The sequence below is a fragment of the Flavobacterium sp. LS1R10 genome (assembly GCF_003968825.1).
Taxonomy (GTDB): Bacteria; Bacteroidota; Bacteroidia; order Flavobacteriales; family Flavobacteriaceae; genus Flavobacterium.
Genome location: NZ_RYDH01000002.1, coordinates 206,590 through 218,670, shown reverse-complemented (window position 1 = coordinate 218,670; position 12,081 = coordinate 206,590). Strand labels below are relative to the sequence as shown.

Sequence of the window (12,081 nt, the reverse complement as noted above, 5' to 3'; positions counted from 1 at the left end):
TAAAGTAATTAAAAAATCAATCTTTTCAATTGAAATTGCTCCTTTTCAATCAAATTTGGTAAAATCCTTTCGAATGAAAGCTGCATTTCTTTGTTTTTTAGCAAGGTTCTAATGTTGTCTCTCGCAAATTTTGAAAACTGCCACATTTGATGTGTTGATGCATTGATCAAGTTTTTCAAAACCGTGTCGTTTATTATTCCAAAAGTAAGAAGATTTTCCAAAGCATTTTGGCGTGTTGTCGCTTCATAAATTGAAGAAGAATAATTCACCAATTCCGTGATTAAATCCGTTTTGTCTGATGCATAATCTGGACTCGACAAGGCTAAGCTAAGCCACAATATTTTAAGATTATAATCATTAAAACCAATCCAGTCTTTGGATTTATCCAAATAAAGAGAGCGATATTCGGGGAAATTATTCCATAAATGATACAACGCTATTTCTTGGGTTTGATAGGAATGATCATCGAGTAAAGTCTCATATTGCAAACGGAAATCTTCGGGTATTTTAGTCAAAGTACTAGCTACAGCCTGACGCACTTGGAGATTTTCAGTTGTTAAAGCCAATGCCAGAAGTTCTTTTTTATCTTCCCATTTTTCATTTTTTAATTGATTTAAAATAACTTCTTTTACCAAAAAATAGACGTCAGATTGCATTGTTTTTTCAAGAAAATCCTTTTTCTCTGACAACGGTTTGTTTTTTAATTTATCGACTTCAAACAACGCCTGAATTGATTTGTTTTTAAGCAATAAACTATTGGCTTGTTGTGTATTGAAAACAGTAGTTTCAAGCCATACTTCACTAAAATTATCTAAATCATAACTAGATACTTTTTTGATTTCAGCAAAAAAATCTGTTGTATTCACATTTTGAAATGCATTTTTTTCTAAATAACTTTTTACCGCTTTTTTAAACGCCTTATCCCCTATTTCTTTGTGTAAAACAAAAAGTGCCCAAGCTCCTTTTTGATAAAAAGTCAATGAACTGGCTTTGGCATTCAAAACCGGAATGCTATCCGTTCTGGAAGCGTATTTTAATTGTGATGCCGACTCATATAATTTGGAATAAAAATAATCTTCTCCATAGATTTCCTTTTCGGCCAGCAACGCATAATAGGTCGCAAAACCTTCTTGTAACCAATGATGCTTGCTGCTTTCGGCCGTGACTAAATTCCCAAACCACTGATGCGCTAATTCATGCGCATTGACATTCGTGTAACTTCTGTCTTCAAAACCTGTAGAATCCACCACATAACGCATGTTGAAAAGCGTTGCTGATGTATTTTCCATTCCGGCATACAAGAAATCTCGAACAGGTGCTTGTTTGTAAATTTCCCAAGGATACTTCACTCCTATTTCCTTTTCTAAGAAATCAAACATTTTTTTAGAGTTGCGATAGGTTGGTTCAAATTTGGAAACGTCTTTTAGTCCCAAATACATTTCTAAAGGAATTCCAGAATTTGATTTCTCGATTTTTTTTTCAAATTTACCGATAGTAAGCATCAATAAATAAGAACTCATTGGTTTTTGCATTTGGTATTGCCAAACCGAAAGTCCATCAAATCCAGATTTAAATCTCAAAGTTCCATTTGAAATTACCTGATACTCTTTTTTGAATATAATATTCAAATTGAAAACCACTTTTTCATTCACATCATCAAAACTCGGAAACCAATGACTGGTATATTTTCCTTGTCCTTGCGTCCAAATTTGTAAATTATCATTTGCTTCTGAACCCACGAAATACATCGTTTGTTTTGGCTTAGCTGAATATTGAAAGGTCAAATTATTTTTTCCTTTTTTAAATGGAAAAATGATTTGCAATTGTTTTTGTGTATTGCGGTAATTGATTGCTTTTCCGTTCAGTTTTAAATTAGAAAATTCCATGTTTTGTGCATCAATTTTAATCGTGTCAATGGATTTCAAAACGTCAAAAATATAATCAACATCACCTGAAACTATTTTTTCAATTGGATTTACGGCAATTTTCCCTAAAACTGATTTAAAATCAACAAATTGGGTTTGTTGGGCGAATGTGAACGTGGAAATAAAAAAGAATAGGTATTTCATTATGATACATTTAATACTGTAATTTTCAAAGTTACGAAGGTTTCGCAAACTAAACCGCCAAATTTTGTAAGTTTGACTCCAGAAAAAACATGAAAATACATTGAAAAAGATAGCACTATTTAACTGGAGCAGCGGTAAAGATTCGGCTCTCGCCTTGTACAAAACATTACAAAATCCCGAAATTGAAATTGCTTGTTTACTCACAAGTGTAAACCAACAATATCAGCGTATTTCGATGCATGGCGTCCGAGTAGAATTATTGAAACAACAAGCCGAAAGCATTGGATTGCCTCTTGAAATTATGCAAATTCCTGAAATGCCAACCATGGAGGTGTACGAAAATGTGATGCGGGAAACATTGGCAAAACTAAAAAACCAAGGTGTTACACATTCGATTTTTGGTGATATTTTTCTGGAAGATTTACGAAAATACAGAGAAGACAAACTAGCCGAAATAGGTTTTGAAGGTATTTTTCCGCTTTGGAAAATCCCAACACATGATTTAATTCAAGAATTTATCAATTTAGGTTTTAAAACAATTGTGGTTTGCGTCAATGAACGCTTTTTAGATAAAAGCTTCGTTGGTCGCGTGATTGATCAAAATTTCATCAATGAATTACCTGAAAATGTAGATGTTTGCGGAGAAAACGGAGAATTTCACACCTTCACTTTTGACGGTCCCATTTTCTCGAAACCTATCAATTTCGAAATTGGCGAAGTTGTTTATAGAAAATACGAAAAACCAGAAAAGGAAGATCCATCTGATACTGCTTGTGATACGAGCGCTTCTGATGCATTTGATTTTGGTTTTTGGTATTGTGATCTGGTTGAAAAATAATCTATTTAATGGCTAATAAATTCAGTACTTTAGGATAGGCTTCATTTTTATAATTAAGGTTTTTAAAAAAAAAGTACCAAAAATTTTTCAACTCCTGAGATCTCTTTCGCAAAAATGCTTCATAATCCTAAATTTAACCGCATCAAAATGTTCAATAAGCACTTATTAATTTACTTTTTTAACTAAAAGTGTAAAATAATATTTGACATCGTTTACACAGATATTCTTGAGATGATTCTTTTTGTAAAAGGTTGCGTCAAATTATAAATATTTTATTTCTAAAGTTAAAAATAGATTCTGAAACATCCTTGTTTTGACTCTAAAAAAATACCGCTAATTCGCAAATTTCAAATGGATGATAACATTTGAAAATTAGCGAATTAGCGGTTATACTAGATTTTAAAGTCTTATTATCTTTCCTCGTAAAGTTTCAGTAATTGCGTCACAGTATTCCAATTGCGGATTGTTGCAATAACATTTAGCTTCTTCTCGATGTATTTTTGGTCGAATCGGGTTTTTCCGGCGCCAACAGCATATTTTATAAAAATTCTGCTGCCGTCAATACTGGCTTCATCCGGTTTGAACTGACTTATTCTCAAATCATTCATACTGCTACTTTGTAACGTAGTCGAAATAAAAGCCACATATAACTTCTTAGTATCAATATCTTTTTCCTTCAAGAAAGGATTATTCTTGAAACATGCTTCTAAATCTGCAGAGCTAATGACTACAACCGGCACTTCATGACCGAAAGCCTTGAAAATTTCCTGTTTTATTTTGAATCCAACAGCAGCTGAACTTTCTTCTTCTGTATCTACAAAAACATTTCCCGATTGAATATACGTTTGTACATTTTGAAAACCAATGGCTTCCAAAGTTGTTTTTAGCGCCTCCATTTTTATCATACTATGACCTGAAACATTGATGCCACGGAGTAATGCGAGATGAGTTGTCATTTATTACTTTTTTTTACGAAGGTATTGCGTTTGGTGTTAATTTCACAATTAAGTTAAGTTTTAACTTTACATTTTTAATAAAGCATTTTAGAATCAATTACACTTTCCAAATTTCCAAACAAAAAACTATCTTCGCACTATGCAACAAAACCTCCTACTCACTCCCATCGAATACTTGAAAGGCGTTGGTCCCAATCGGGGCGAATTGCTTCGTAAGGAATTGGGAATTTATAAGTACGTGGATTTGGTTAATTTTTTTCCAAATAGATACATAGACAGAACGCGATATTACAAGATTAACGAACTGCAAAATAATAGTGCCGAAGTTCAGATTATCGGTAAAATCATCAACATCAAAACTGTAGAATTTGGCAAAAACCAAAAACGATTGGTAGCGACTTTTGTAGATGATACAGGACAAATGGAACTCGTTTGGTTTCAAGGTCACAAATGGATTCGGGAGAGTTTAAAGCTCAATGAAATGTGTGTTATTTTTGGGAAATGCACCTCTTTTGGAAATGCGTTCAACATGGCGCATCCCGAAATTGAATTGATGACAGAGCATGAACAAAGTCTGCGTTCAGCGATGCAACCCGTGTATCCTTCGACAGAAACTTTGACTAATCGCGGAATTTCAAACCGGGTGATTAATAAACTGATGCAGCAATTGTTTCTGGAAACACAAGCGTTATTCACGGAAACTTTACCGGATTATTTGATTAACGAATTGAAGCTGATTCCTAAAAAAGCGGCTTTATTCAACATTCATTTTCCAAAAAGTTCTGATGTTTTAGCTAAAGCCAAATTCCGATTAATATTCGAAGAATTGTTCTTTATCCAATTGCAATTAATCACGAAGAATCTCATCCGAAAACATAAAATAAAAGGACATCCGTTTACAACTGTAGGCGAAAACTTCAATGATTTTTATCAGCATCATTTGCCTTTTCAACTGACAAATGCTCAAAAAAGAGTGATAAAGGAAATCCGAACCGATATGGGAAGCAACGCCCAAATGAACCGATTGCTGCAAGGCGATGTAGGTTCCGGAAAAACAATTGTGGCTTTTATGAGCATGCTTTTGGCGCTTGATAATGGCTTCCAAGCCTGCTTGATGGCACCAACAGAAATCCTCGCCAATCAGCATTTTATCGGTTTATCCGAATTGGCCGAAACTTTAAATATAAATATCCGAATCCTAACAGGTTCTACCAAAATAGCTCAACGCCGAATTATCCATGAAGAACTGGAAAACGGAACGTTACATATTCTCATCGGAACGCATGCTTTACTAGAAGATAAAGTAAAATTCAAGAATTTAGGACTGGCTGTAATTGATGAGCAACATCGTTTTGGCGTAGAACAACGCTCTAAATTATGGAATAAAAATGTGATTCCGCCACACGTTCTGGTAATGACCGCCACGCCTATTCCCCGCACTTTGGCGATGAGTTTGTATGGCGATTTAGACATTTCAGTAATTGATGAACTGCCTCCGGGACGAAAACCGATTCAGACCGTACATCGTTTTGACAGCAACCGTTTGAAGGTTTGGAAATTCCTTCGGGACGAAATCGCTTTGGGTCGCCAAATCTATATTGTGTATCCGCTCATCCAGGAATCGGAGAAAATGGATTTCAAGGATTTAATGGACGGTTACGAAAGTGTTTCCAGAGATTTCCCATTGCCACAGTATTCGATTTCAATTTTGCACGGAAAGATGAAACCAGCGGAAAAGGATGCAGAAATGAAACGCTTTTCAGAAGGGAAAACTAATATTATGGTTGCTACAACCGTAATTGAAGTTGGCGTGAATGTTCCTAATGCCAGCGTGATGATTATTGAAAGTGCGGAACGTTTTGGATTGTCGCAACTCCATCAGCTTCGAGGTCGCGTGGGTCGTGGTGCGGAGCAAAGTTATTGCATCCTGATGACAAGTCACAAATTGAGTTCTGACAGTAAAACACGAATGGAAACGATGGTGCAAACAAACGATGGTTTCGAAATTGCGGAAGTCGACTTGAAGCTTCGTGGTCCGGGTGATTTGATGGGAACACAACAAAGCGGCGTACTGAATCTTCAAATTGCCGATTTAGTTCGAGACAGAGATACTTTGGCTTTAGCCAGAAATTATGCTTTAAAACTTCTGAAAGAAGATGCAGGGATGCAAAAACCGGAGCATACCGCTTTGAGAGTTGTTTTCTTAGAAATGACAAAAAAGAAAAACATCTGGAATTATATTAGCTAACCTAAATTCTTATTTTGAGAATAATGTTCAACTTTTGTTTTTGATTAAAACTAAAACGGCGAGAAGTTGATATTTTATCTTGCTAACGTAATTTTTGATCGTATGTACTTTTTAATTTAGTTTCGTTAAATACTATTTTTTCTATTATCAATTAAACCATTTCCGTTTTTTGTAGTCCTACAATCTAATGAGTTTCTGAAAACATTTTTTTTAATGCTATATTTCTAAAATATTTAGAATTCAGAAACGTATTTTTTACGGACAAGACATTTGTATGTACAAACGTTAAATAAAAATTAACACCTCAATTAATTCATTTCTAAAACCTAAATTTGTCTTTAACTAAAAAAACTGAGACCTAATCTTACTTAATAACTATGAAAATTAAATACCTAGTTTATGCCTTGCTAACAATTGGAATCATTGGATTTATTGGTTACCGAATAAAAGAAAACAAAAGTAAAAGTGGCGATTCAAAAGATCAATCAGGAAACATCAAATCAATGAATGTCAGTGGAATTATTGTAGAGCCACAAACGTTTGATAATAATTTATCGTTATCTGGTTCTATTGAAGCCAATGAACAGGTTGAAATCCGGAGTGAAGTTTCAGGAATTGTTGAACGAATTTATTTTGAGGAAGGAAGTAGCGTTAGCAAAGGTCAAGTACTTTTTAAAGTGAATGATTTAGAGTTAAGAGCCCAATTGAGACAAGCATCTACTCGAGAAGGATTAGCTTCAGAAAATGCAAGAAGAGCACAATTATTACTTCAAAAAGAAGCCATTAGCCAGGAAGAATATGATTTAGCCCGAGCGGATCTAAAATCAGCAGAAGCCCAAACTCAGTTGATTCAAGTTCAAATTGCCAAAACATCTGTACGAGCGCCCTTCTCAGGAAAAATTGGTTTGCGTTCTATTTCTCCGGGGATTTATATTACACCTTCCATGTTGATTGCAAATCTTGTGAACACCAGCAAGCTAAAAATAACTTTTTCGATTCCTGAAAAATATGCTACACAAATTAAGAAAAACACCTCTTTACACTTTACAGTAGCCGGATCTAATAAAAAATATAGCGCTATGATTTATGCTATTGAGCCAAGAGTGTCTGTAGCTACCAGAACCATACAAGTACGAGCATTAGCAGAAAACAAAGACGGTAACTTATTACCGGGACTTTTTGCCGATGTAGAAATGCCTTTGGATATTATCAAAGATGCGATCTTAGTCCCAACAGAAGCGATCATTCCGGTTCAAAACGGTAAAAAAGTTTTTATTTCCAGTGGAGGAAAAGCAAAGCAAGTGATGGTCGAAACCGCCACCAGAACGGATGCTTCCATCTTAGTACTTTCAGGACTTAAGGCGGGTGATACTTTATTGACCAGTGGTATTATGTCCTTAAAAAATGATGTTCCTGTAAAAGTAACTGTCGCTAAAAATAATATTTAAGGTCAATACCCTTAAAATTAAATCCCTTTGTTTATTGGGATTAAAAACTAAATTAAAACAATGAGTTTATCAACTTTAAGTATCAAAAGACCTGTATTAACTATAGTAATGAACCTTTCCATTGTGTTATTTGGAATAATTGGATATAGTTTTTTGGGAGTCCGGGAATTTCCTTCTATTGATCCTGCGCAAATTTCGATTCGAACCAATTATGCCGGAGCAAATGCGGATATTATTGAGTCACAAATTACCGAGCCTATAGAAAAAGCAATCAATTCTATTGAAGGAATTCGAAATATTACTTCGTCGAGTACCCAAGGAAACAGCAGCATAACCATTGAATTTAATTTAGGTAAGGATCTTGAAGCTGCCGCAAATGATGTCCGGGATAAAGTATCTCAGGCAGTACGAAATTTGCCAGAAGACATTGATTCCCCTCCTGTTGTCTCTAAAGCAGATGCCGATAGTCGTGCCATTATTTCGATGACAGTTCAAAGTGATTCCAGAAATTCCCTAGAATTAAGTGATTATGCTGAAAATGTTATTGCCCAAAGATTAGAAACAATCCCTGGAGTCAGTGGAGTTCAAATTTGGGGACAACAGAGATTTGCCATGCGTTTATGGATTGATCCTGTCAAATTAGCCGCTTACGGATGTTCCGTAGCCGAAGTTAGAGATGCCTTAAATCAACAAAATGTAGAACTCCCTTCTGGAAAAATAACGGGCAATAATACGGAATTAACAGTAAAAACAGTTGGAAATTTATCTACAGCCGAAGAGTTCAATAATATTATCATTCGTTCCGAAGGAGCAAAAACGGTTCTTTTTAGTGATATAGGTACAGCGGTTTTAGGACCTGAAAATCTGGAAACAAAAATGACGCAATCCGGTTTACCGTTAGTGGGTGTAGCTATAGTTCCGCTTCCTGGTGCAAATTATTTAGATATTTCTAAAGAATTCTACAAAGAATATGATAAATTAAAAAAGGATTTACCCAAAGATATTAAATTAAACATTGTTATTGACAGCACTATTTTTGTAAAAAAATCCGTTATTGAAGTGGCTGAAACCTTGTTAATTTCTATCATTTTGGTAATTCTGATCATTTATTTATTCTTTAGAGATTGGGCTATTGCCATTAGACCCTTAATTGACATACCGGTTTCGCTAATTGCAACGTTCTTCATCATGTATCTTTTTGGTTTCTCGATAAATGTACTGACTTTATTAGCTATTGTTCTTGCTACAGGCCTGGTCGTTGATGATGGAATTGTTGTCACGGAAAATATTTTTAAGAAGGTCGAAGAAGGGATGTCTCCAATTGAGGCAGCTATAAAAGGCTCTAATGAGATCTTTTTTGCTGTAATCTCGATTTCAATTACTTTAGCAGCCGTATTTTTACCGGTAATTTTTCTGGAAGGATTTGTTGGGCGGCTATTTCGGGAGTTTGGCGTCGTCATAGGAGCCGCAGTATTAATTTCGGCTTTTGTCTCATTAACATTAACACCTATGTTAAATGCCTATTTGATGAAAGGCGGGGAACAAAAAAAATCAAAATTCTATATTTATTCGGAACCATTTTACCAAAGATTGAATAGTGGTTATGCCAGTGCATTAAGTACTTTTATGAAACGAAAATGGATCAGTTTTCCCATTCTTATAGCTTGTTTTGGATTAATATATGTATTTTTTAATTTATTGCAAAAAGAAACTGCACCTTACGATGACCGTAGTGCTCTTGTTATGAGAATGACAACTCCTGAGGGTTCGTCCTACGAATACACGGACCGCTTTATGCAAGAATTATCACAATTAGTAGATGATTCTATTCCGGAAAAAAAGGTTGCTTTAGTAATTACATCACCGGGTTGGGGTTCCTCCTCTGTAAATAGTGGAATGATTCGAATGGCACTCTCAGAAACAGGGGAACGAGAAAAATCTCAAAAGGAAATTGCAGAAAAATTAAACCGATTAACAAAAAAATATCCCGAAATTAAGACTTCAGTTATTGAAGAACCTACTATTGCAGTAAACAGACGTGGAGGTCTACCGATTGAATACATTATTCAGGCACCTAATTTTAAACAATTAGAAAAAAAGATTCCTGAATTTATGGATGAGGCTGCCAAAAACCCTACGTTTTCGGTTACCGATGTAAACCTAAAATTTAACAAACCCGAAATCAATGTTACTATTGATCGGGAAAAAGCGAAAAGTTTAGGTATATCTGTTATGGATATTGCACAAACCTTACAACTTTCTTTGAGCGGACAGCGTTTTGGTTATTTTATGCGCAATGGAAAACAATATCAGGTCATTGGACAATTTGAACAAGAAGATCGATCCAAACCTTTGGATTTAACTTCTATGTATGTAAAAAATAGTAGTGGAGAATTAATCCAAATGGATAATGTTGTTAGTATTCAAGAACAGAGCAATCCGCCACAATTGTACCATAATAACCGATACATGTCAGCCACTGTAACTGCCGGATTAGCACCGGGAAAAAGTATCAGTGATGGAATTGATGCCATGAATGAAATTAAAGCGAAAGTACTTGACGACACTTTTACCACTGATTTAGGGGGCGAATCCAGGGATTATGTAGAGAGTAGTTCTAATACCTCTTTTGCTTTTGGATTGGCTTTACTGTTAATATTTTTGATTCTGGCAGCACAATTTGAGAGTTTTATCGATCCTTTAATTATTATTTTGACAGTTCCAATGGCTGTTGCAGGTGCTTTATTCTCCCTTTGGTTGTTTGATCAGACGTGGAATATTTTCAGCCAAATTGGAACGGTAATGCTTATTGGATTAGTCACGAAGAATGGGATTTTGATAGTTGAGTTTGCCAATAAACTGAGAGAAGAAGGAAAACCAAAACTAGAGGCTATTTTAGAAGCTTCTGAATCCAGACTTCGTCCTATTTTAATGACTAGTTTAGCTATTTCATTGGGAGCTTTGCCTATTGCCTTATCTTTAGGAGAAGCATCTACCAGTAGAATTGGAATGGGAGTTGTCATTGTTGGCGGAACAATTTTCTCTTTAATTCTAACTTTATTTGTAATCCCTGCCATGTACTTAATGTGGTCTAAAGCTCGAAAACATTATCCTGAATTTGATCATATTGAAGAATATGAAAAAGAAGTTCAATAATTTGAACGGAGCTACAAATGACAAGGATTTATCTGTGACAAAAAAAACAATTATGACAAACACTAAAATACTCTTTCGCAGTTTAATTTTAATTTTCTTTTGTATTTTAAATACCCAAGCACAAGAAGTGCTAACATTGGAAAGTGCCATAAAGATAGCATTGGAAAACAATTACGAAATAAAAATTGCAGCCAATAATTTAAAAATAGAAAAAACAAACGTAGCGGTTGGAAATGCAGGAATGCTACCCACCGTAACAGCTTCTGTAGTGGACAATAACAGCGTTCAAAATAGTTCCCAAACCAGGCAAGACGGAGCAGAAACGAAATTAGACAATGCTAAAAATAACAGTTTGAGTTATGGTGTAGGTCTGAACTGGACCATTTTTGACGGATTCCGAATGTTTGCCCGAATGAACCAGCTCAAAGAGTTACAAAAACTTGGGGAAGCCCAATTAAAGCTGACCTTAATTACTAAAATTAGTGACGTAAATGCTGCTTATTATGATTTAGTGCAGCAACAACAACAATTGGCCGCTCTGGATACGACAATTGTTATTTCAAATCAGCGACTAATTTTGGCACAAAACCGATTTACAATCGGAAAAGCATCTAAATTAGAGGTTTTGAATGCTCAGGTAGATTTAAATACTGACCAAGTCGCACTTTTAAGACAAAAAGAACTCTATGCTAACAGCAAAATCCTGCTGAACCAAATTATGGCCAGAGATCTTAAAATTAATTTTAAAGTAATCGATGTACTTGCAGTAGACCGACTGTTATTTCTTCCGGAACTTACTGTGCTGGCCGAAAAGCAAAATCCACAATTAGAAGCTCAGATCATCAATAAAAGAGTAGCTGAATTGCAATTGAAGCAAATCAAAGCAGGACGTTATCCTACAATCAGAGTTAATACGGCCTATAACTTTTCAGAAAGTCAATCCAGTCTTGGTTTCGTCACACAATCGCAATCCAGAGGTTTTAATTATGGCTTTACAGCAACATTAAACCTGTTTGATGGCTTTTCTCAAAATAGAAATGAAAAAATAGCGAAAATTCAAATTGAAAATTCCAAAATATCAATTCAGCAACAAAATTTGATCCTAAATGCTCAATTGGCAACCTCCTATCAAACCTATTTGACCAATTTAGAATTGATAACATTGGAAGAAAAAAATCAAGCAATAGCCCAACAAAATTTGACTATAACTTTAGATAAATTTCGCATTGGAACCATTACCACTCTAGAATTCAGAACCGCACAATTGAATTATGTTAATGCAAAGGTTCGCTATAGTAACGCCCAATTTCAAGGCAAATTATCTGAAATTGCACTTCGAGAATTGGCGGGAAATCTTATTTTTTAA

General features: G+C 35.0%; 7 protein-coding genes. 5 read left to right on the top strand and 2 right to left on the bottom strand.

Annotated elements, in window-relative coordinates:
* Positions 1 to 8: 8 nt before the first annotated feature.
* Positions 9 to 2,069: a M1 family metallopeptidase gene (locus EKL96_RS06100; protein WP_126459606.1), complete on the bottom strand. Its 2,061-nt coding sequence runs from the start codon at positions 2,067 to 2,069 to the stop codon at positions 9 to 11.
* A 100-nt stretch (positions 2,070 to 2,169) separates the two neighbouring features.
* Between EKL96_RS06100 and EKL96_RS06095 the strand changes: the two genes are divergently transcribed.
* Positions 2,170 to 2,907, top strand: coding sequence for a diphthine--ammonia ligase (locus tag EKL96_RS06095; protein ID WP_126459603.1), 738 nt, complete (start codon positions 2,170 to 2,172; stop codon positions 2,905 to 2,907).
* A gap of 410 nt (positions 2,908 to 3,317) precedes the next feature.
* Here EKL96_RS06095 and EKL96_RS06090 read toward each other — a convergent pair whose 3' ends face one another.
* Positions 3,318 to 3,863: a DUF1697 domain-containing protein gene (locus EKL96_RS06090; RefSeq protein WP_126459600.1), complete on the bottom strand. Its 546-nt coding sequence runs from the start codon at positions 3,861 to 3,863 to the stop codon at positions 3,318 to 3,320.
* A 139-nt stretch (positions 3,864 to 4,002) separates the two neighbouring features.
* Between EKL96_RS06090 and recG the strand changes: the two genes are divergently transcribed.
* The 4 genes from recG (at position 4,003) to EKL96_RS06070 (ending at position 12,081) form a co-directional block, all read left to right on the top strand.
* Positions 4,003 to 6,111: an ATP-dependent DNA helicase RecG gene (recG, locus tag EKL96_RS06085; RefSeq protein WP_126459597.1), complete on the top strand. Its 2,109-nt coding sequence runs from the start codon at positions 4,003 to 4,005 to the stop codon at positions 6,109 to 6,111.
* A gap of 377 nt (positions 6,112 to 6,488) precedes the next feature.
* The gene (locus EKL96_RS06080; protein ID WP_126451460.1) at positions 6,489 to 7,559 is read left to right on the top strand and encodes an efflux RND transporter periplasmic adaptor subunit; all 1,071 of its coding nucleotides are present in this window, start codon (positions 6,489 to 6,491) and stop codon (positions 7,557 to 7,559) included.
* A 60-nt stretch (positions 7,560 to 7,619) separates the two neighbouring features.
* A complete protein-coding gene (locus EKL96_RS06075; RefSeq protein ID WP_126459595.1) occupies positions 7,620 to 10,715 on the top strand; it encodes an efflux RND transporter permease subunit in 3,096 nt (1,031 codons plus the stop codon).
* Positions 10,716 to 10,767: 52 nt separating this feature from the next.
* Positions 10,768 to 12,081, top strand: coding sequence for a TolC family protein (locus EKL96_RS06070; protein WP_126460124.1), 1,314 nt, complete (start codon positions 10,768 to 10,770; stop codon positions 12,079 to 12,081).